Raw genomic sequence first — 20128 nt, forward strand, 5'->3', positions numbered from 1 at the left:
CGACCACGGTACGCGCATTGATCGTTTAGTAGGCATTACGCCGTCTCCGCACTACGCTGCGCCCATGAGCATGCTCACTCCCCCCGGCATGGGCGGCAAGTACCGCATCACGGGTGACAGCTACCCGCGGATGCGGCGCCCGCGCAGGCGCCGCAGGATCGTCGCCGCCTCGGTCGCGGCGACCGCCGCCCTCGGTGTGCTCTCCTGGGGGACCGTGCAGCTCCTCGATGCCTTCACCGGCGGCGGCACCACGGTGCGCGCGGCCGGCGACGGCGGCGAATGCGAGCCGGCCGGCGACGGCGGGAAGGACGGGGGCGGCGCGAAGAACGGCGGGAACGCCGCCGCGGCGCGTTCCGCCGAGAACTCCGGCGCCTCGCCCGCCGCCCTGCCGAAGCCGTCCGCCATCACCGTCAACGTCTACAACGCCACCACCCGCGGCGGCCTGGCCAGGAAGACGGCGGACGCGCTGGAGAAGCGCGGCTTCACCATCGGCGAGGTGGCCAACGCCCCGGCCTCCCTCGACAAGAAGGTGAAGAAGGCCGGGCTGCTGATGGGCCCGCCCGCCGCCTACCGGAACGGCGCGTTCGACGTCCTGCTCACCCAGCTTCCCGGGGCGGAGGTCAGGGCGGTCGAGCGCAAGGCGTCCGAGGACGGCGGGAAGACCGGGAAGACCGGGAAGACCGACGGCGGGGACGGGAGGAAGGCCCCCGGAGAGAACGCCGCGGAGAGGGAGATCGATCTGGTGATCGGCAAGGCGTTCAAGGCCCTGGCCGAGGAGAAGGACGTGCGCAAGGCCATGGCGGCCCTCGCCTCCCCCTCCCCCTCGCCCTCGGGCTGCCGGTAGACGCCCCGGTGGGCGCCCCGGCGGACGGGTGCGGCGGGCGGGGTCAGCCGGCCGTCCCGTACATGCGGTCGCCCGCGTCGCCCAGGCCCGGGACGATGTAGCCGTCCTCGTTGAGCCGCTCGTCGACCGAGGCGGTCACCACCGTCACCGGCGTGCCCGCCAGCTCGCGCTCCATCAGCTCCACGCCCTCGGGCGCCGCCAGCAGGCAGAGCGCCGTGACGTCGTCGGCGCCGCGCCGGATCAGCTCCCGGATCGCCGCGACCAGCGTGCCGCCGGTCGCCAGCATCGGGTCCAGGACGTACACCTGGCGGCCGGAGAGGTCGTCGGGCATCCGGGTGGCGTACGTGGACGCCTGGAGGGTGCGCTCGTCGCGGATCATGCCCAGGAAGCCCACCTCGGCGGTCGGCAGCAGCCGCACCATCCCGTCGAGCATCCCCAGCCCGGCCCGCAGGATCGGCACCACCAGGGGGCGCGGGTGGGACAGCCGCACGCCCGTGGTGGCCGTCACCGGGGTCCTGATGTCGACCGTCTCGGTGCGCACGTCCCGGGTGGCCTCGTAGGCGAGCAGGGTCACCAGTTCGTCGGCGAGGCGCCGGAAGGTCGGGGAGTCGGTGCGCTCGTCGCGCAGCGTGGTGAGTTTGTGCGCCACCAGCGGGTGGTCGACGACGTGAATCCGCATGCCGTCGACAGTAGCCGAGCCGCTTTCCCGGCTCGCACTGGCGTACAGGCGCCTTTTCGGGGGACAGTGAACAGGTACGACCGGAGGTGGGCCGTATGACCGGACCGAGGCAGCAGCACGACGACACCCCCGACGACCGCCGGGGGCCCATACGCGAGGACCAGCGAGGCCAGAGCCAGGACCAGCGGAGCCAGGACCAGCGGGGTCAGGGCCGGCGGGACCGCCGGGGGCCCGGGGAGCGCCGCACGGGCACCCGGGCCGCCGGTGGCTCCGCGGCCCAGGCGACCCCGGACAGCGACGCGGAGCGCCGCCGCCGCCGGGCGGTCTTCCTGCGCGAGCTGAACGAGGCCAAGGCCCTGCGCGAACGGGTGCAACCGCGCCGCGCCCGCGCCGCACGCATGCGCCAGGCCATGCGAATGAGGACATTTCGCTGGTAATCCGGCGCAACACCCACGCGACGCACGGTCGAAGACCTCTCGCTCGGCGCCGGTTTCTGCCACGATTCCGATTGGGCGGGGCGCGGTCCCGTCAGCACTCGGGCACCTGAAACCAGTGGGAGAGTCACGGTGTACTTCGCCGCACTGCTCGCGCGCACCGAAGACGGCTGGGAAGCGAGCGACACGGAACTCGACGAGGTCGAGACCCTGGCCGATCTCGCCGACCTGGCCCGGGAGGCCGCCGAGGACGATGAGCCGGTCCTGGTCTGCATCGAACAGGAGGGCGTCTGGTTCGGCGTCGTCCGCGTGGAGGGCGAGGAGGATCCCCGCATCTTCGTCTCGGACGCGGCCGCGGCCGCGCGCAGCTCCTACGGGGAGATCCTGCTCACCGACGAACTCCTCGGCCGCGAACCGGGCGGCGAGGAGGACCTCGACCTCCTCGTGGACCTCGACGGCACGGAGGACGGCGAGCCGCCGAGCGACACGGAGGACGACGAGGACGAACCGGGCGCGTCCGCACAGGCCGCCGGCGCCGCTCCGGCGGGGCCGGTCGGCGACGTCGGGCTGCTGGCCGACTTCGGCATGGACGGCACGGCGCTGCTCTCGCTGACCTCCGAGGACGCGCTGACCGAGATCGCCGACGCGCTCGGCTGCACGGACATGCTGGAGGCCGTCAGGTAACCGGCGACCGCACCCCCTCCACCCTCGTACGGCCCACACGTCCTGCCGGCCCCGCGTGGCCCACGCACCTCATGCGTCCCAGGTGTCACGCGGGGTCCCGCCGCCGTGCCCGCCCGCCGTACGCGGAGCCGGGGCGGGCGGGGACACTGGGCGCATGAGCGTTCCGCCGGACCCGCAGGCCCCTCGCCCGGATTCCCCGAAGCCCCCCGGCTCCCCGGGCCCCGGGCCCTCCCCGGACGAGACCGCCGACCCGCTGCGCGACCCGTGGCGGGCGGCGATGCGCCGTGCCCTGGCCGAGGCCGTACGGGCTCCCGGGACCGGCGACGTACCCGTCGGCGCGGTCGTCCTGGGCCCGGACGGCACGGCCCTGGGGCTCGGCCACAACGAGCGCGAGGCGACCGGCGACCCCACGGCGCACGCGGAGGTCGTGGCGATCCGCGAGGCCGCCCGGGCGGTCGGCGAGTGGCGGCTGTCGGGCTGCACCCTGGTGGTGACGCTGGAGCCGTGCACGATGTGCGCGGGCGCGATCGTGCTGTCCCGGCTGGAGAGGGTCGTCTACGGAGCGGTGGACGAGAAGGCGGGCGCGGCGGGCTCCCTGTGGGACGTCGTACGCGACCGCCGACTCAACCACCGGCCCGAGGTGGTCTCCGGGGTGCTGGCGCGGGAGTGCGGGGCCCTGCTCACCGACTTCTTCCGCGCCTCCTCCCGTACGCCCTCCCGCGCCCCTTCCCGAACGGCTCCCGGCCCGCCGCGGGGGGCCGCGGAGGACCGGAGGGGGACTTCCCCCGGAACCGATTTCGGCGCACGCCCGACCATGGGCTAGGCTCTCTCCCGGTAGCGTGTCCGAGCGGCCGAAGGAGCTCGCCTCGAAAGCGAGTGTGGGGGCAACTCCACCGTGGGTTCAAATCCCACCGCTACCGCGGCAGTCGAAGGGCCTCCTCTCCGAGGAGGCCCTTCGCCGTGCTCCGCCGCCCTCGGTTCCGGGCCGGCTCCGGGCCGGCTCCGGGCCTCGCGACCCCTGGGAGCGCCGGTCGCCGCCGGTTAGACTCTCGCAACCGCCCGGGCGGTCCCGTGTTCGGGGACACCCGGGATGTTCGGGGGTGTTCGGGGATGTTCGGGGAGAGGCAAGCGCCGTGAACGTGAAGAAGGTCGTGCTCTACGTACTCCTCGTCTTCATCCTGTACTCGATCATCGCCTCCCCCGACCGCTCCACCGAACTCGTCGGCATCGGTTTCGAGGCCATATCCAGCGCCGCGAAGAGCGTCGGGGCCTTCATGTCCGAACTGGTGAACTGAACGGGTCGCCCGTACGAGCCCGTCCGCACGAGCACCGCCCCGCCGTCCCGCGACCGCCCCCCGGACGGCCGTCCGCCGTGCGCGCACCGCAACAACACGAAGTTATGCGGTGCTTGCCCATGGTGCATATACCTTGTGATGCTATGACCGCTTTTGCCGGATGCAACAACCGCGAAGGGGTTGGACGAACGGTGGCGGCCACGCAGACCCTTCCCCGGACCCCCACGGGGGCAGCCCCCAGCCGTCGGAGCGCGGAGACCCGCGCCCTGACCCAGGTGCTCTTCGAGCGGCTCTCCGGCCTGGAGGCGGGCTCCTCCGAGCACGAACGGGTGCGCGGGGCCCTCATCGAGGCCAACCTCCCCCTCGTCCGCTACGTCGCCGCCCGCTTCCGCAGCCGCAACGAGCCGATGGAGGACGTCGTCCAGGTCGGCACCATCGGCCTGATCAACGCGATCGACCGCTTCGACCCCGGCCGGGGGGTGCAGTTCCCCACCTTCGCGATGCCGACGATCATCGGCGAGATCCGGCGCTACTTCCGCGACAACGTCCGCACCGTGCACGTGCCGCGCCGGCTGCACGAGATGTGGGTGCAGGTCAGCGGCGCGACGGAGGACCTGACCGTGCTGCACGGCCGCTCCCCCACCACCGCCGAGATCGCCGAGCGGCTGCGGATCGCCGAGGAGGACGTCCTGGCCTGCCTGGAGGCCGGGCGCGCCTACCGCGCCACCTCCCTGGAGGCCGCCCAGGAGCGCGAGGACGGCATGCCCGGGCTGATCGACCGGCTCGGCTACGAGGACCCGGCACTGGACGGCGTGGAGCACCGCGATCTGGTGCGGCACCTGCTCGTCCAGCTCCCCGAGCGGGAGCAGCGGATCCTGCTGCTGCGGTACTACCGGAACCTGACGCAGTCGCAGATCAGCGCGGAGCTGGGGGTGTCGCAGATGCACGTGTCCCGGCTGCTGTCGCGGAGCTTCGCCCGGCTCCGTGCCGCAAACTCCATCGACGCGTAACCCTCGCGGGGGACACTCGTACGGACGTATCCCCATCCCGAGCTGTGCGGTTTTATCGACAAGGGGCTACGTCGTGTTGCTGACTTGTGACATTCTGCGAGAAGTGCGTTTGCCGCGACGGCACCGCCGGTATTGACCGGGAGGTGCCTCCCTCACACCCGAGGGTGCCGCCGCGATCCGTCCGCGACCTCAAGGGGGTGGCATGTCCGTAGAACTGGGCAGCTCGAAGGTGCTCGCCGAGCCCGACACCAAGGCCGACGAAGCGCCGTACGTTCCCTCAGACTGCGACGCCATCGACACCCGGACCCTCTCCCGCTCCCTGTTCCAGCGGCTCGCCGCGCTCGACGCCGACAGCCCTGAACGCGTCTACGTCCGAGACACCCTCATCGAGCTGAACCTCCCGCTCGTGCGGTACGCGGCGGCCCGCTTCCGCAGCCGCAACGAGCCGATGGAGGACATCGTCCAGGTCGGCACCATCGGCCTCATCAAGGCCATCGACCGCTTCGACTGCGAACGGGGCGTGGAGTTCCCGACGTTCGCGATGCCGACGGTCGTCGGCGAGATCAAGCGCTTCTTCCGGGACACCTCCTGGTCGGTGCGCGTCCCCCGGCGCCTGCAGGAGCTGCGTCTGGCGCTCACCAAGGCCGGCGACGAGCTGTCGCAGAAGCTCGACCGCTCCCCGACTGTGGCCGAACTGGCCACCGCCCTCGGGGTGTCCGAGGAGGACGTGGTGGACGGGCTGGCCGTGGGCAACGCCTACACGGCCAGTTCCCTGGACTCCCCCGCCCCGGAGGAGGAGGGCGGCGAGGGCTCCCTCGCGGACCGGCTGGGGTACGAGGACAGCGCGCTGGAGGGCGTGGAGTACCGCGAGTCGCTCAAGCCGCTGCTCGCCAAACTCCCGCCGCGCGAGCGGCAGATCATCATGCTGCGCTTCTTCGCGAACATGACGCAGTCGCAGATCGGCGAGCGGGTCGGCATCTCCCAGATGCACGTCTCCCGGCTGCTGACCCGTACGCTCGCCCAGCTCAGAGAAGGCCTGATCTCGGAGGAGTGACGGCCCGCGCGGCGAACGGCGCGAGGAACGGCGCGAGGAACGCGGACAGCCGCCGCGACGGTGTGACACCGTCGCGGCGGCTGTCCGCGTTCACGGAGCGGCACGGGCGGATGCGGGGCCGTCCCCGCCCGGAACCGCTCAGGAGAGAGCGAACCAGACGACCGCCGCGATGACCGCGACGGCCGCGACGATCCCCACGATCAGACCGACCCTGGGGCCGGAGGACTGCGTCGCGGCGGGCGGACGCGGCCCCTCCTCGTCGACGAAGGCGCGGAACATCTGGGTGCTGCCGGCCGGGTCCTGGCCGCCTGCCGGACCCTGGGGTGCATGAGGGTTGTGAGCCATGCCTCCGGACCCTAGCGAACGGGCCCCTCACCGGTCACCCCCGGTCACGCCCCCGGTCCGCCCGTGCGGTGGCCGCCGCGGGACTTGGCGCGTGACTTGGCGCGGGGCACACCTGTTCTTGGGGAACTGTTTGCCCCCTCACGCCCGAATTCATTTGCTTGAGGCAATCAACGAATTTATGCTTGCACTGAGCAACGATCTCTGCGGCCATGAGGAGGACCCGGGTGACAGCACACACCCCCTACGAGGACCTGGCCCGGGAACTCGGCTCCGTCGGCGCCGTCCGGCGCGAGCTGGCCCGCAATCTGCCGCACGACTGCCCGCCCGCGTCGGCGGTCGTGCTGGCCCTGCTGGGACGGCACGGTGAGATGCGGATGACGCGGCTCGCCGATCTGTTGGGCATCGACATGTCCGTCACCAGCCGCCATGTCGCCCACGCCGTCGAGCGCGGCTGGGTCGACCGCCGGCCCGACCCCCTCGACGGCCGCGTCCGGCTGCTGCGGCTGACCGGTGACGGCGAGGAGATGCTGACCGAGATGCACCGCCGCACCAGCGAGACGCTCGCGCACCTCCTCGGCGACTGGCCGGAGGAGGACGTGGCCCGCCTCACCGAGCTGCTGACGAGACTGCGTGCGAGCTTCGGTGACTGCGGCTGCGGCTGCCGTGCCGCTCCCCGCGGCGCCCGCACCCTCCCACCGCATCCCACGGCCGCCGCGCACGGCTGATCATCCGCGCACCCCCGTACACCCGCACTCCCCGAGCACAGCGCGTACCGCCGGGCCCGCACTGCCGAGCCCCGTACCGCCGTGCCCGGGCACACAGCCGCCGAACCCCGGACCGCAGACCCACGGCGTGCCGTGATACGCCACCCCGACGCCGGAAGAGACACGGAAAGCAAGGAGCGCATGGCAACGTCCACACCCGCGGAGGCGCTGAAGGGCGACACCGCCCGCACCTCCCCAGGCGCCGCACAGGTGCCCATGACGCACCGCCAGATCATGGAGGCGCTGTCCGGGCTGCTGCTCGGCATGTTCGTCTCCGTCCTGTCCTCGACGGTCGTCTCCAACGCCCTTCCCCGGATCATCTCGGACCTGGGCGGCGGCCAGAGCGCGTACACCTGGGTGGTCACGGCGGCGCTGCTGACCATGACCGCCTCCACCCCGCTGTGGGGCAAGCTCGCCGACCTCTACAGCAAGAAGCTGCTGGTGCAGTCGGCGCTGGTGCTCTTCGTCCTGGCCTCCGCCGGAGCCGGTCTGGCCCAGGACACCGGCACCCTGATCGCCTTCCGGGCGGTGCAGGGCCTGGGCGCGGGCGGTCTGGCCGCGCTGTCCCAGATCATCATCGCCGCGATGATCCCCCCGCGTGAGCGCGGCCGCTACAGCGGCTACCTGGGCGCCACCTTCGCCGTCGCCACCGTCGGCGGACCGCTGCTCGGCGGCGTGATCACCGACACCTCCTGGCTCGGCTGGCGCTGGTGCTTCTACGTCGGCGTGCCCTTCGCCGTCCTCGCCCTGATCGTGCTCCAGAAGACGCTGCACCTGCCCGTGGTGAAGCGGGAGAACGTGAAGGTGGACTGGCTGGGCGCCTCCCAGATCACCGCCGCCGTCTCCCTGCTGCTGATATGGGTGACACTGGCCGGAAACAGCTACGACTGGCTGTCCTGGCAGACGTACACGATGGTCGGCACCGCGCTCCTGCTGATCCTGGCCTTCGTCGTCACCGAGTCGCGTGCCGCCGAGCCGATCATCCCGCTGGGGCTGTTCCGCAACCGCACGATCACGCTCACCGCGCTGGCCTCGCTCTTCGTCGGCATCGCGATGTTCGGCGCGACCGTCTTCCTCAGCCAGTACTTCCAGCTCGCCCGCGGCGAGTCGCCCACGATGTCCGGCGTACTGACCATCCCGATGATCGGCGGGCTGTTCGTCTCCTCCACCGTCTCCGGCCTGGTCATCACCCGCACCGGCCGCTGGAAGATGTGGCTGGTGGCCGGCGCCGTCCTGCTGACGGCCGGGCTCGGCCTGCTGGGCACGATGCGGTACGACACCCCGTACTGGCGGATCGCGATCTTCATGGCGCTGCTGGGCGCCGGCGTCGGCATGATGATGCAGAACCTCGTCCTGGCGACCCAGAACCAGGTCGCCCTCTCCGAGCTGGGCGCGGCCAGTTCCGTGCTCGCCTTCTTCCGCTCCCTCGGCGGCGCGGTCGGCGTCTCGGTGCTGGGCGCGGTGCTCGCCCACCGCATCACCGACTACGTCACCGACGGCATGACGAAGCTGGGCATCCGGCCCGAGGGCGCGACCGGCGGCAGTGGCAGCGCCATCCCGGACCTGGACGCCCTCCCGGGCCCGGTCCGCACGGTCGTCGAGAGCGCGTACGGCCACGGCGTGGCCGACATCTACCTCTACGCCGCACCTATGGCGGTGATCGCGCTGCTGCTGGTGCTGCTCGTCAAGGAGGTGCCGCTGCGCACCCGGCTCGACGAGCAGACCGACGACGAGAAGAAGGAGCGGCAGCCGGCCGCGGCCACCGCCGCCGACCCCGGCCCCTCCGCCTGACCCCCGCCTCCCCACATCCCACAGGGCCGGAACCGCACACGCGGTCCCGGCCCTGTGGGGCATGATCACCCCCATGGACAGCGGAAGAATCGTCTTCCTGAACGGCACTTCCAGTTCTGGGAAGTCGAGCATCGCCACCGAACTCCTCCGGATCCTGGACGGCTCCTGGTTCCACATGCCCGTGGACGCCTTCCACGCGATGCGGACGAAGAAGGAGGCCGACCCGGCCGAACTGCCGGCCGTTCTCAGACGCACCTGGGAGGGGTTCCACCGGGCCGTCGCCGGTATGGCTTCGGCCGGTAACGACATCGTCGTCGACCATGTCCTGAGCGAGCGGTGGCGACTGCTGGACTGCCTCACCCTGTTCGAGCCGCGGAACGTCCTGCTCGTCGGTGTGCGCTGCTCCCCGGAAGAGTTGCGGCGGCGCGAGAGAGTCCGCGGCGACCGTCCGGCCGGCCTGGCGGAACATCAACTGGGTCTCGTGCACGCCCACGGCGTCTACGACGTCGAGTGCGACACCACGGCCGCGAGCCCGGCGGAGTGCGCCCTGCGGATTCGTGATGCTCTCACGCACCACACGAGTCCCACGGCCTTCGAGCGCCTCCGACGTACCCACGTCCGACCCGGCCCGTTGGACAGGAGCGAATGTTTCCCGTGAAACATCGCGGTACGACAAATCCCCGCTCCAGGCGAACGACTGCCTCCCGGTGGGCTACCGCAGGCCCGAGCACCGCGATCCCGGTACATACGTGAGAGGCCCCGCCGTACCCGGCGGGGCCTCTCACTTGCTGCGCGCTCGGCAGGATTCGAACCTGCAACCTTCTGATCCGTAGTCAGATGCTCTATCCGTTAAGCTACGAGCGCTTGGCTTCCCGGCTGTTCTCTCGCCGGTCGGCGTTGCGGGAACAACATTACATGACCTCCGCCCAGAGGTGAAATCCATTCGGTCAACACGGCCTGACCTGCGGAGATACCCGGCAGAGGGCGCTCACGACCCCTGCCGCGGACCTGCCGGCGACCCCTGGAACGGAGGAAGCCCCGGCCGCACGGCCGGGGCTTCGGTGATCTTGATGATCGAAGCGGAGGCTGAGGGATTTGAACCCTCGATGGGCTTTAAAACCCAAACCGCATTAGCAGTGCGGCGCCATAGACCAGACTAGGCGAAGCCTCCCCACGCACCGCGTCACCGCAGCGTGTGTGTGCTGATGATGGCACAGCCCGGAGGCTGTCTCCAATCGGAGCCTACGTTACCCGGCTGGCGGGTCCTCCGGCAAAGGGCTTTGCCCCTGGTGGCGGCACAGGTGGTGCGGCGGGCGGGTGGAGGTGCGCAACGGCGTGCGCGGTGGCGCGTTGGAAGGGGGAGGGAAGAACCCGCAGTCGCGCGGGTCCGCCCGCACCACACCTTCCGGGAGCCGCCATGCCGCGCCGCCGTACCGCCGCAGCCCTCGCCGGGGCCGCCGTACTCGCCACCGTGCTCACCCCCGCCTCCGTCGCCGCACCCGCCTCCGTGCCGGCCTCCGCCTCCGCACGCCCCTGGCCCGCGCCCATGCCCATGCCCGAGCCCGTCATGCCGGCCGCCCGGCAGGACCAGCTCACCATCACCGTCTCCACCTCTCCGGACGGCGTCGCGGCACCGCACACGGCGCCGCGCGGGGTACGCGGGGGCGGGGCGCCGACCAACCGGACGCACACCCTCGACTGCCACCCCGCCGGCGGCAGCCACCCCGACGCCCTCGCCGCCTGCGACGCCGTCGACCGGGCCTCCCAGGGACCGCACGACCCCTGGCGCCCCGTCCCCGCGGACGCGATGTGCGCCCAGATCCACGGCGGTCCGGCCACCGCCCGTATCACCGGGGTGTGGCACGGGCAGCGGGTGGACGCCTCGTTCCGGCGTACGGACGGCTGCGAGATCGCCCGCTGGGACGCCCTCGTGCCCGCCCTCCCCGGCCCGGAGGAGTTCGTGGAGGAACTCCCGGCGGAACCGGTGAAGTGACGGACGTCATACGCGGGCCCGGCCCCGGGCCCGCGTTCTCCCCACCCTCCCCACGCATCCGCCGTCGCTTCCGCCATCGCTGCCCGTAGACTTCCCCTCAAGTGGCACGCGCGGGAGAGCGGCGCACCGATCCGGTTCCGGCCCGGTTCCGGTTTCGGTTTCGGTTCAGCTCCGGTCCGGCCCCCCGGCGCCGGGCCCGGCCCGGTTCCGGCGCTGCCACGGTGCACCAGCTGGTCAGCAGGGAGGATGCGTCGTCGTGAGCAGCAGGCCATCCCGAGGCGCTGCTCGCCTCGCAGCCATACTCGACGCACTGCCGGACGCGTTGCTTCTCGTGAACTGCAACGGCACGGTCGTCAACGCCAACAGCATCGCCCTGGAAGTCTTCGAGTCGCCGGGCACGGCCCTGGTCGGGCGCGGACTGCTCGACCTGCTCCCGGACTTCGACTCCAAGCTCATCCCCGGCTCGATGCGCCGCCCCGACGACGCCCCCCAGCCCCGCACCAAGCCGACGCGGATGGTGGCCCGGCGCACCGACGGAACGCAGTTCATGGTCGAGGTGACCAGCGCCAACCTGGAGGACGGGCGCACCCCCTACGAGTCGTCCTTCGAGGCCGCCTTCGCCGACCACGGCAACAGCTACACCGGCAACGAACTGCTGATGCTCGTCGTCCGGGACCTGACCGGCACCGTCGACACCGAGGCCGAGCTGGCCCGGCAGCAGCGCCAGACCGAGATGATCCTGCGCGCCGCCGCCGAGGGCGTGGTGGGTGTGGACACCGAGGGCCGGGTCGTCCTGGTCAACCCGGCCGCCGCGCAGATCCTCGGCTACCGGGCCGGCGAGCTGGGCGGGCAGAAGCTCCACCCGCTCGTCCACCACTCGCGCCCCGACGGCAGCCAGCTCCCGTGGGAGGAGACGCCGCTCGCCGACAGCCTGCGCTCCGGGCGCAAGCACCGGGTGCGCGGGCAGGTGCTGTGGACCAAGAGCGGGCGCGCGGTGCCGGTCGACATGACGACCGCGCCGGTGCGCGACGGCGACCAGCTCGTCGGCGCGGTGCTCGCCTTCACCGACCGCACCGCCTACGACGCCCTCGCCGCACGCCACGAACAGCTCCTGGCCGTGCTGGAGAGCGGGCTGCGCGGGCCGCTGGAGCAGCTCCGCGGCGAACTGGGCGGGCTGGCGGCCGATCCGGCCGGGCAGCTGTGGCCGGAGGCGAACCAGACGCTGCACTATCTGGCCGCCGGCTACGCGCGTATGACCACGCTCGTGGACAACGTGCTGGGCTACCAGCGGCTGGACGCGGGCGCCCACCGTCTCGCGCGCGAGACGGTGTCGCTGGACGAGGTGGTCTCGGCCGGCGTCGAGGGCGCGATCGAGCTGATCGGGCCCGGGCGCGCGCAGTTCGCGGTGCACGCCCCGCCGGTCGAGGTGGAGGTGGACCCGGTACGGCTGGCGCAGGCGCTGGCCCATCTGGTCGCGGACGTGGCCGGCGTGGATGCGACCGGCAACGCTCAGGGCCCCGCCTCCGGCGACTCGACGATCGTGGTCGCGGCCGCGCAGCGCGGGGACGTGGTGCGCATCGAGGTGCGCGGCCCGTACGGCGGCGGCAGCCCGGTGCACGAGCCGCTGGTGCGCGGGATCGTGCGGCGGCACGGCGGTGTGCTCCAGACCCACCAGGTGCCCGGCGCCGGAGGCGGCAGCGCCTACGTGCTGGAGGTGCCGGTCGGCTCCCCCGACCCGGCGAAGGCGGCGGCCCGGCGGAAACGGGGCGCCCGGGAACAGGACGTCCGGGAACAGGACGTCCGGGAACAGGGAGCCCAGGAGCAGGCCGCTCAAGAGGCACGGGAGCAGGAGGCACGGGGAGAGCAGGGGCCGGAGACGGGGGGCACGCAGGGCTCCCTGGACACCCGGGCCGCTCAGGAGGTGCAGGCCGCCCAGGGCGGAGGCGAGACCACGGTGATGCCCGTGCCGTCGCAGCCGGTGCGCGGCACGCCCGCCGCGCACGCGGCGGGTGCGGCGGGCGCGGCGGAGGCCTCCGGCGGTGGGGCGATCGCCCTGCCGCCCGGCTCGCGGAACACGGCGGAGACCGCCGCGCCGGACGACGGCAGCGGCGCCGGGGCGATCCCGTCCGGTGGAGGACGCCGTCGGGCGCGGCGTGCGCTGGCCCAGGGCGGCGAGCGCACGGAGGAGACCGAAGACACCGGGGACGGCAGCGGTGAGCACGCGCTGCCGCCCGCGCCGTCCCGGTTCCCCCAGCAGAGCACGGGCACGGGCCGGCGTGCCCGCCGGGCCTTCCCCGGGCCGGAGGCGCCGGCTCCGGCCGCTCCCGCACAGGCTCCGGGGCGGGCGGCGTTCGCGCTGCCGCCCGGCCCGACCCCGGCTGCGGACCCGACCCCGGCTCCGCAGCCCGTGCAGCCGCCCGCGCAACCGCAGTTGCAGCCCGTACAGCCACAGCCGGGGCAGCAGCACCAGCCCGCACAGCCACAGCCCGCACAGCACCAGCCGGTTCGGCGGCCCGAGGCCGAGGCCGTCCAGGAGGACCGGCCGACCGGCCGCCGCCGCCGCGTGCCGCCGCCCGAGGAGACGCCGCGGCCGGCTCCCGCCGCCGCCGAGCCGCAGACCCCCGGGTCCGGGTCCGGGTCCGAACAGCACACCCCCGCCCATCACCCCGAGTACGCCGAGCACGCCCGGCAGCCCGAACACGACGACACGGGCGGCGCGGGCGACACGGGCGGCGCGGGCGGCGCCGAGCAGCCCGCCCAGGCCGATCTCACCGTGGTCGCGGGCAGCCCCATCCTGGGCGGCGCGGTGCCGCCCGAGGGTGCGCGTCGGCAGCGTGCGCTGCCGATGCCGGGCAGCGAGGCGGCGCCGTCGGAGCAGACCTCCGGCGTCAGCGTGCGCACCCTCGGCCAGGGCGTGCCCTTCGCCCGGCAGGCGGATGAGCAGCACACCGGCCGGCACGCGGTCCAGCAGCCCGCGCCCCCTGCCACACCCCCCGCGCCCCCCGCACCTGCCGAGCGCCCCGCGCCGCAGCCTCCGGCCCAGGCGCCCGCGCCCGGCTCCGCACCCACTCCCACCCCCGCTCCCACGTCCACACCCGCGCAGAGCAGCGCCGGTCCGGGGCGCCGCCGCAAGCTCGCGGCTCCGCCGGCGGAGAAGGAGCGCGCCGCCGAGGCGGCCGCCGCGGCCGTCACCGCCGCGCCGTCGCAGGCCCAGCCCCAGTACCCGCCGGCCCAGCACACCCACAGCGGGCGGGAGTTTGCCATCGGCGCGCCCGAGGCCGGGGCCGAGGGGCCGGAGCATCTGGACGGTCCGGGCGGCGCCGTGGAGGTCACCGGCGGCAGCGGCCAGGTGCCGCTGCCGGCCGACGACGAACTGCCGCCCGAGCCCCTGGACAACCCCCGGCGGCTGCTGGTGTGGCCCGAGCCGGACGTCTCCACCCAGCAGGCCCTGACCGACCGCGGCTACCGCCCCGTCATCGTCCACTCCCGCGAGGAGGTGGACGCCCAGATCGCGGCGTACCCGGCGGCCCTCTTCGTGGACCCGCTGACCGGCCCCATCACCCGTACCGCTCTGCAGTCGCTGCGCCAGGCGGCCGTCGCCGCCGAGGTGCCGGTGCTGGTGACGGCCGGTCTGGGGGTGGCCTCGCGCGAGGCGGCGTACGGCGCGGACCCGGCGGTGCTCCTCAAGGCCCTCGCACCGCGCGACAGCGAGCAGCACCCGCCGCGGGTGCTGCTGGTGGAGGAGCACGCGGCCATCGCGGACGCCATGGCCGCGACGCTGGGGCGGCGCGGCATGCAGACCGCGCACGCCCCCTCGGACGCGGAGGCGGTGCAGCTCGCGGCGCAGATCCGGCCGAACCTGGTGGTGATGGACCTGATGCAGGTACGCCGCCGCCGTGCCGGGATCATCGACTGGCTGCGGGTGAACGGCATGCTCAACCGCACGCCGTTCGTCGTCTACACCTCCGCCTCCATCGACGAGGCGGAGCTGCCCGGCCTGGCGTCCGGCGAGACGGTCCTCTTCCTCGCGGAGAGGTCCACGAGCCCGGAGGTGCAGGCGCGCATCGTGGACCTGCTGGCGAAGATCGGCGCCAACTAGCCACCCGACCCGGCGTTGGCGCCCGGTCAGGTGCTCGCGGCCTCGTCCGGGTGGAGGCCGTCGAGGATGAGGGCGAGGCCGAAGTCGAACTCCCCGGCGTAGTCGTAGCCAGGCTTCAGGACGTGCTCGGCGGCCAGTTCGGCGAGGTGGGGGTAGGCGTCGGCGGGCATCTCGCGCAGGATGGCGCCCGTGACCTCGTCCTGCTCGGCCGTGCCGGTGAACGGCAGGCTCAGCTCCTGGAGCACGAAGCCGTACAGGTAGCTGTCGATCAGTGAGACGGCGTGCGCGGCCATCCGGACGGAGAAGCCTCCGGCGCGCAGGGCTCCGATGACGGCGTCGTGGTGGCGCAGGGTGGCCGGGCCGGGCCGGGAGCGGGAGTCCATCAGGCCGACGGCCCAGGGGTGGCGCAGGAGGACGGCGCGGGCGGAGACCGCGCGCCGTCGCATGGAGCTCTTCCAGTCCGTGTCGCGCGGCGGCAGTTCGATCTCGCCGAACACCGCGTCCACCATGCCGTCGAGGATGTCCTCCTTGCCCGACACATGGTGGTAGATCGACATCGCCTCGACGCCCAGCGGCTCGGCGATGGCCCGCATGGTGAGCGCGGCCGATCCCTTCTCGTCCGCCACCGCCACCGCGGCGCGGATCACGCGCTCCCGGCTGAGCGGGGTGCGCGCCGAAGCCCCGCGCCGGGCCTTTCCCGCCTCGCGCATCCGCCTCTCCTCTCGCTCCGCTTGACCGTCTTACGGCGTAAGGCTAGCGTAACTTACAACGTAAGGTTGACACTCCGAGGACTCCGAGGACTCCGGCGAAAGGGCTGAGCCATGGACACGGATCGAATGAAGAAGGTGTGCGTCGTCGGAGCTTCGGGGAAGCTCGGGCAGTACATGGTGCGGCACGCGCTGGATCGCGGCTACGAGGTCGTCGGCGTGTGCCGGGAGCGCAGCGTGCCGAAACTGGCCGCGTTCGAGGGCCGGATGACCGTCGTCCCCGGTGACACGAACGACCGGGAGGTGATCCGGCGGGCGGTCGCCGGATGCGACGGGGTGCTGACGGTGCTGGTGCCCTGGGGGGTGCGGCAGTACGCGTCGGGCACGGCGCAGGCGGTGCTCGACCACGCGCGGCCGGGCGCCCGCCTGGTCTTCTCCTGCGGCTGGCACATCACGCGCGACGGCAAGGACAGGTACTCGCCCATGTTCCGGCTGGGTGTCAGGGTCGCCGCCCGGGTGGGCAGGCTCGTGCGCTACGTCGAGATCGACGACCAGGTGGAGGCGTGCCGCCGGATCTTCGCCAGCGACACCCGGTGGACCGTGGTGCGCGGCAGCAGCCTGGAGGAGGGCGAGAGCCAGGGCCTGCCCGTGTGGAGCCGGCACGTGGGCGACCCGGTGCTGGCCAGCGACCTGACACGCCGGGTGGACTTCGCGCTGTTCATGGTGGAGGCGCTCACCGACGACACGCTCGTGCGGGAGGCCCCGGCGATCGTCGGCCGCCTCACCCCCAGCGCCCTGGCCCACGCCGGGGGCCGCGCGAACACGCCCGGCTGAACCGGCCCCGGCCGTACCGCGCGCGGCGGCGGCCCGGACGGGACTCCCGCCCGGGCCGCCGCGGCAACCCTTGTGCGCCGTGCGCCGTGCGCGGTCAGAGCTGTGTGACGTCCAGCTCACCCTGCGCGTACTGCGCCCGGATCACCTTCTTGTCGAACTTGCCGACGCTCGTCTTCGGCACCGCCGGGATCACCGCCCAGCGCTCGGGAAGCTGCCAGCGGGCGACCTTGTCGGAGAGGAACCCGCGCAGGTCCTCGTACGAGACGTCACCGGCGCCCTCCTTGAGGACGACCGTGGCCAGCGGGCGCTCGCCCCACTTCTCGTCGGGCACGGCCACGACGGCGGCCTCGGCGACGGCCGGGTGGCCCATCAGGTGGTTCTCCAGCTCCACCGAGGAGATCCACTCGCCACCGGACTTGATGACGTCCTTGGCGCGGTCGGTCAGCGTCAGATAGCCGTCGGGGGTGATCACGCCGACGTCGCCGGTGCGCAGCCAGCCGTCGGGGCTGAACTTGTCCTCGGGGCGCAGGGGCTCGGCGTCCGCGCCCCCGTAGTACGCCCCGGCGATCCAGGGGCCGCGCACCTCCAGCTCACCGGCGGACTCGCCGTCCCACGGCGCCTCGCTGCCGTCCGGGCCTATCAGCCGCGCCTCGACGGAGGCCGGGAAACGGCCCTGGCTGACGCGGTACGGCCACGCCTCCTCCTCGCTCAGCCCGCCCGGCGGGTGCGCGACGGTGCCCAGCGGGGAGGTCTCGGTCATGCCCCAGGCGTGGGTGACGGTGACCCCGTACTTCTCGCCGAACTCCCGCATCAGGGAGGGCGGGCAGGCCGAGCCGCCGATGGTGACGTTCTTCAGGGCGGAGATGTCGCGCGGGTTGGCGGCCAGCTCCGCCAGCAGCCCCTGCCAGATGGTGGGCACGGCCGCCGAGTGGGTGGGCCTCTCGGCCTCGATCATCGCGGCGAGCGGGGCGGGCTGGAGGAAGCGGTCGGGCATCAGCAGGTTGACGCCGGACATGAAGACGGCGTGCGGCAGGCCCCAGGCGTTGACGTGGAACATCGGCACCACCGGCAGGGTGGTGTCGGCGTCCGTCAGGCCCATCGACTCGCCCATGTTGACCTGCATGGAGTGCAGGTAGATGGAGCGGTGGGAGTAGACGACGCCCTTGGGATCGCCGGTGGTGCCGGAGGTGTAGCACATGGCCGCGGCCTCGCGCTCGTCCAGCTCGGGCCAGTCGTACGAGGTCGGCCGGCCCTCGATCAGCGCCTCGTACTCGTGGACGGCCGGGCGGCAGCCCTCCAGCAGGGAGGTGTCGCCGGGGCCGACGACCACGATGTGCTCGACCGGCTCCAGCTTGGGCAGCAGCGGAGCGATCAGCGGCAGCAGCGAGCCGTTGACCAGCACGACCCGGTCGGCCGCGTGGCCCACGACCCACACGAGCTGCTCGGCGGGCAGCCGGAGGTTGAGGGTGTGCAGCACCGAACCCATGGACGGGATGGCGAAGTACGCCTCGACGTGCTCGGCGTTGTTCCACATCAGGGTCGCCACGCGGTCGCCCGGGGCCACCCCGAGCTCGTCGCGCAGGGCGTGGGCGAGCTGGGCGGAGCGGGCGCCGACCTCGGCGAACGTCCTGCGGTGCGGTTCGCCTTCCCCGGTCCAGGTCGTGATCCGCGATTTTCCGTGCACCGTGGTTCCGTGTCGCAGAATGCGCGAGACGGTCAGCGGTACGTCTTGCATCGTGCTCAGCACCGGGGCCTCCCGTGAACGAGATATTACGTGCGCCGCCGCGAGCGGGCGGCGCGGTCGTTGCGGGAAGCCTGCCACCGACCGGTCGGTATGTCACTAGGCCGGACCCGGATATGTCGCTGTCTTTCCACCCGGGCCCGCCGCTAGGCGGCGACCGCCGCCTCCCCCTCGAAGTCCCCCGCGCCTCTGAGCCCCCTCAGGTCACCGCCGTCCCCTCCGGCGCTCACCCGCACCTCTCGCAACCCCTGCGTCCCCCGGGCACCCCGGGCCCCGTGCGTCTCCCCTACACCCCGCGTTCCCCGCTCCGCACCACCGCCGCCCAGCACGTCCGCCAGGAGCCGCGGGTCCTCGCGGAGCTTGGCCAGCGCCCGCGACACCGCGCTCTTGACCGTGCCGACCGAGACCCCGAGCACCGCCGCGGTCTGCGCCTCGCTCAGGTCCTCGTAGTAGCGCAGGGTCACCATGGCCCGCTGCCGCTCCGGCAGCGCCAGCACCGCCCGCCACACCGCGTCGCGCACGGCCTGCTGCTCGGCGGGGTCGGGGCCGGGCACCGGATCGGGCTCCGGCAGCTCCTCGCAGGAGTACTCGTCCACCCGGCGCTTGCGCCACTGCGAGGTGCGCGTGTTCACCAGCGCACGGCGCACATAGCCGTCGAGCGCGCGCTGGTCCTCGATCCGCTCCCAGGCCAGGTAGGTCTTGGTCAGCGCGGTCTGGAGCAGGTCCTCGGCGTCGCTGGGGTTGGAGGTGAGCGAGCGCGCCGTGCGCAGCAGCACCGGCCCGCGGGCCCGTACGTAAGAGGTGAAGGTCAGCGGCGCCACGGTCGCGGCCGTCCCATGCGTGGTCATGGCCCAACGCTAGGAGCCGGGACCCCTGCCCCGGATCGGTCCCAGGTCCCGATGCCGCGTCCCTCTCAGGGTGGAGGCGGATCTCCTTCTCCACCCCCGGGAGGGGGACGGCCCCCCCGTACCGCCTCGGGGTCGTCCCGGTGACCGCCCCCGCGCACCGCAACGCACAGCGGCCGCGCGCACAACAGCAGAGCGGCCGCACCGAGTGCGGCCGCTCTGCCCATCCCTTCCTTCTCCCGGGACACCGGCCGGTTCCCCGCCCGGCCGGCGCCCGTCGGCTCATCCGAGCCCGTGAAGCGCGTGCACCACCACGGCCCCGAACCGGGTGATGCGGGTACGTGCCATGTTCTGTCCTTCCGGAGCGTGTGCCTGAGGTTTTCGCAGCGACGTCGCGAACTCAGACTGCCCTACGGAAACCCGGCGAACCACCCACAACGCCTCATCCACTCGCAAGAATGACGACGTGTCGATAAACCCCCCGTGCAACCGCACCCCCCTTCCCACCCGTCCGCAGCAGGGCGGGCGCCATCGGCACGCCCCTCGCACGCCTGTACGCGCCCATGCCGCACGGCGCACGCGCTCTCCCTGCGCGCCCGCTTTCCACACCCCGTCCGCCGTACGGCCTCATGGTCGACGGATCCGCGTGCGTGGAGCAGACTGGCGGGCGGGCGCGTAAGCGCGGAAGGGGGAGGACACCGTGGAGTTCGTGGTCTTCATGACGCTGCCGGGGCTGGTCATCCTGCTGATCGCCGTGGCCTTCGTCGACCGGGTGCTGCTGCCCCGGCTGGGCAGGGGACGCGACAGCAGGGTCGCGGCGACGGGCTTCGAGATGCTCCACGCGAGCCTCCTGCCCGGCAAGGAGCACGAGCTGAAGCAGCGTCAGACGACGACGCTGATGCGCGAGGAGGAGGGCGACGGCGCCCCTCCGCACTCCACCGTCGACCTGAAGCGCGGCACCGCGGTCATCCGCCCGAACGACCTGTCCTGATCTCCGGCCCAGGAGAGG

At 73.0% G+C, this 20128-nt stretch carries 16 protein-coding genes, 3 tRNA genes and 3 pseudogenes; 15 read left to right on the forward strand and 7 right to left on the reverse strand.

Annotation, left to right across the window (positions count from 1 at the left end; genetic code table 11):
* The first annotated feature begins 64 nt into the window (after positions 1 to 64).
* The gene (locus BM237_RS24110) at positions 65 to 844 is read left to right on the forward strand and encodes a LytR C-terminal domain-containing protein (RefSeq protein ID WP_093851833.1); all 780 of its coding nucleotides are present in this window, start codon (positions 65 to 67) and stop codon (positions 842 to 844) included.
* 43 nt (positions 845 to 887) lie between these two features.
* Here BM237_RS24110 and upp read toward each other — a convergent pair whose 3' ends face one another.
* Positions 888 to 1523, reverse strand: coding sequence for a uracil phosphoribosyltransferase (upp, locus tag BM237_RS24115; RefSeq protein WP_093851834.1), 636 nt, complete (start codon positions 1521 to 1523; stop codon positions 888 to 890).
* 149 nt (positions 1524 to 1672) lie between these two features.
* On the opposite strand from upp, the gene BM237_RS24120 reads away from it, so the two are divergent.
* The 7 genes and pseudogenes from BM237_RS24120 to BM237_RS24145 all read left to right on the forward strand — a co-directional run bounded on the left by BM237_RS24120 (position 1673) and on the right by BM237_RS24145 (position 6000).
* A complete protein-coding gene (locus BM237_RS24120) occupies positions 1673 to 1960 on the forward strand; it encodes a hypothetical protein (protein ID WP_093851875.1) in 288 nt (95 codons plus the stop codon).
* A 129-nt stretch (positions 1961 to 2089) separates the two neighbouring features.
* On the forward strand, positions 2090 to 2641 hold the full coding sequence (locus tag BM237_RS24125) for a tRNA adenosine deaminase-associated protein (RefSeq protein ID WP_093851835.1): 552 nt from the start codon (positions 2090 to 2092) through the stop codon (positions 2639 to 2641).
* Between the two features lie 154 nt (positions 2642 to 2795).
* Positions 2796 to 3338: pseudogene (gene tadA, locus BM237_RS24130) on the forward strand (tRNA adenosine(34) deaminase TadA); the annotation flags it as partial.
* A 136-nt stretch (positions 3339 to 3474) separates the two neighbouring features.
* Positions 3475 to 3561, forward strand: a tRNA-Ser gene (locus BM237_RS24135).
* A gap of 213 nt (positions 3562 to 3774) precedes the next feature.
* Entirely contained in the window at positions 3775 to 3936 is a 162-nt protein-coding gene (locus BM237_RS29425; RefSeq protein ID WP_175541113.1) for a hypothetical protein, read from the forward strand.
* A 143-nt stretch (positions 3937 to 4079) separates the two neighbouring features.
* Complete coding sequence (locus BM237_RS24140) at positions 4080 to 4946, forward strand: RNA polymerase sigma factor SigF (protein WP_093851837.1); 867 nt, start codon at positions 4080 to 4082, stop codon at positions 4944 to 4946.
* Between the two features lie 202 nt (positions 4947 to 5148).
* Positions 5149 to 6000, forward strand: coding sequence for an RNA polymerase sigma factor SigF (locus tag BM237_RS24145; protein WP_093851838.1), 852 nt, complete (start codon positions 5149 to 5151; stop codon positions 5998 to 6000).
* 138 nt (positions 6001 to 6138) lie between these two features.
* Here BM237_RS24145 and BM237_RS24150 read toward each other — a convergent pair whose 3' ends face one another.
* A complete protein-coding gene (locus BM237_RS24150; protein ID WP_093851839.1) occupies positions 6139 to 6345 on the reverse strand; it encodes a hypothetical protein in 207 nt (68 codons plus the stop codon).
* Positions 6346 to 6569: 224 nt separating this feature from the next.
* Here BM237_RS24150 and BM237_RS24155 point away from each other — a divergent pair, with 224 nt between their 5' ends.
* From BM237_RS24155 to BM237_RS24165, 3 genes and pseudogenes are all read left to right on the forward strand, one after another.
* Positions 6570 to 7070, forward strand: coding sequence for a MarR family winged helix-turn-helix transcriptional regulator (locus BM237_RS24155; RefSeq protein ID WP_093851840.1), 501 nt, complete (start codon positions 6570 to 6572; stop codon positions 7068 to 7070).
* 255 nt (positions 7071 to 7325) lie between these two features.
* Positions 7326 to 8885, forward strand: a pseudogene (locus tag BM237_RS24160) (MDR family MFS transporter); the annotation flags it as partial.
* Positions 8886 to 8973: 88 nt separating this feature from the next.
* The gene (locus BM237_RS24165; RefSeq protein ID WP_093851876.1) at positions 8974 to 9558 is read left to right on the forward strand and encodes a chloramphenicol phosphotransferase CPT family protein; all 585 of its coding nucleotides are present in this window, start codon (positions 8974 to 8976) and stop codon (positions 9556 to 9558) included.
* 133 nt (positions 9559 to 9691) lie between these two features.
* On the opposite strand, the gene BM237_RS24170 is transcribed toward BM237_RS24165, so the two are convergent.
* Both BM237_RS24170 and BM237_RS24175 read right to left on the reverse strand, forming a co-directional pair.
* Positions 9692 to 9764: transfer RNA gene (locus BM237_RS24170), tRNA-Arg, on the reverse strand.
* A gap of 216 nt (positions 9765 to 9980) precedes the next feature.
* Positions 9981 to 10071, reverse strand: a tRNA-Ser gene (locus tag BM237_RS24175).
* A gap of 246 nt (positions 10072 to 10317) precedes the next feature.
* On the opposite strand from BM237_RS24175, the gene BM237_RS24180 reads away from it, so the two are divergent.
* Together BM237_RS24180 and BM237_RS24185 are read left to right on the forward strand one after the other, a co-directional pair.
* Positions 10318 to 10893, forward strand: coding sequence for an SSI family serine proteinase inhibitor (locus BM237_RS24180; RefSeq protein ID WP_245793994.1), 576 nt, complete (start codon positions 10318 to 10320; stop codon positions 10891 to 10893).
* Between the two features lie 256 nt (positions 10894 to 11149).
* Positions 11150 to 14992, forward strand: coding sequence for a PAS domain-containing protein (locus tag BM237_RS24185; protein ID WP_107415255.1), 3843 nt, complete (start codon positions 11150 to 11152; stop codon positions 14990 to 14992).
* Positions 14993 to 15018: 26 nt separating this feature from the next.
* Here BM237_RS24185 and BM237_RS24190 read toward each other — a convergent pair whose 3' ends face one another.
* Positions 15019 to 15702 carry a TetR/AcrR family transcriptional regulator gene (locus BM237_RS24190; protein ID WP_093851842.1) on the reverse strand — a complete coding sequence of 228 codons (684 nt, stop codon included), beginning with the start codon at positions 15700 to 15702 and terminating at the stop codon, positions 15019 to 15021.
* Between the two features lie 111 nt (positions 15703 to 15813).
* On the opposite strand from BM237_RS24190, the gene BM237_RS24195 reads away from it, so the two are divergent.
* Positions 15814 to 16533, forward strand: a complete 720-nt coding sequence (locus BM237_RS24195) for an NAD(P)-dependent oxidoreductase (RefSeq protein WP_093851843.1) — start codon at positions 15814 to 15816, stop codon at positions 16531 to 16533.
* Positions 16534 to 16627: 94 nt separating this feature from the next.
* On the opposite strand, the gene BM237_RS24200 is transcribed toward BM237_RS24195, so the two are convergent.
* A complete protein-coding gene (locus BM237_RS24200; protein ID WP_093851844.1) occupies positions 16628 to 18280 on the reverse strand; it encodes a long-chain fatty acid--CoA ligase in 1653 nt (550 codons plus the stop codon).
* Between the two features lie 332 nt (positions 18281 to 18612).
* Positions 18613 to 19122 (reverse strand): annotated as a pseudogene (locus BM237_RS24205) (SigE family RNA polymerase sigma factor); the annotation flags it as partial.
* A 697-nt stretch (positions 19123 to 19819) separates the two neighbouring features.
* Here BM237_RS24205 and BM237_RS24210 point away from each other — a divergent pair.
* The gene (locus tag BM237_RS24210) at positions 19820 to 20110 is read left to right on the forward strand and encodes a DUF6191 domain-containing protein (RefSeq protein WP_093851846.1); all 291 of its coding nucleotides are present in this window, start codon (positions 19820 to 19822) and stop codon (positions 20108 to 20110) included.
* Positions 20111 to 20128: the final 18 nt, after the last annotated feature.

The sequence above is a fragment of the Streptomyces mangrovi genome, assembly GCF_900114215.1.
Taxonomy (GTDB): Bacteria; Actinomycetota; Actinomycetes; order Streptomycetales; family Streptomycetaceae; genus Streptomyces; species Streptomyces barkulensis.

Excerpts from the sequence above, each read along its gene's own strand:
- BM237_RS24110 (WP_093851833.1), top strand. The coding sequence starts at position 65 with ATGAGCATGCTCACTCCCCCCGGCATGGGCGGCAAGTACCGCATCACG.
- upp (WP_093851834.1), bottom strand. The coding sequence starts at position 1,523 with ATGCGGATTCACGTCGTCGACCACCCGCTGGTGGCGCACAAACTCACC.
- BM237_RS24140 (WP_093851837.1), top strand. The coding sequence starts at position 4,080 with ATGACCGCTTTTGCCGGATGCAACAACCGCGAAGGGGTTGGACGAACG.
- BM237_RS24145 (WP_093851838.1), top strand. The coding sequence starts at position 5,149 with ATGTCCGTAGAACTGGGCAGCTCGAAGGTGCTCGCCGAGCCCGACACC.
- BM237_RS24150 (WP_093851839.1), bottom strand. The coding sequence starts at position 6,345 with ATGGCTCACAACCCTCATGCACCCCAGGGTCCGGCAGGCGGCCAGGAC.
- BM237_RS24165 (WP_093851876.1), top strand. The coding sequence starts at position 8,974 with ATGGACAGCGGAAGAATCGTCTTCCTGAACGGCACTTCCAGTTCTGGG.
- BM237_RS24180 (WP_245793994.1), top strand. The coding sequence starts at position 10,318 with ATGCCGCGCCGCCGTACCGCCGCAGCCCTCGCCGGGGCCGCCGTACTC.
- BM237_RS24190 (WP_093851842.1), bottom strand. The coding sequence starts at position 15,702 with ATGCGCGAGGCGGGAAAGGCCCGGCGCGGGGCTTCGGCGCGCACCCCG.
- BM237_RS24195 (WP_093851843.1), top strand. The coding sequence starts at position 15,814 with ATGGACACGGATCGAATGAAGAAGGTGTGCGTCGTCGGAGCTTCGGGG.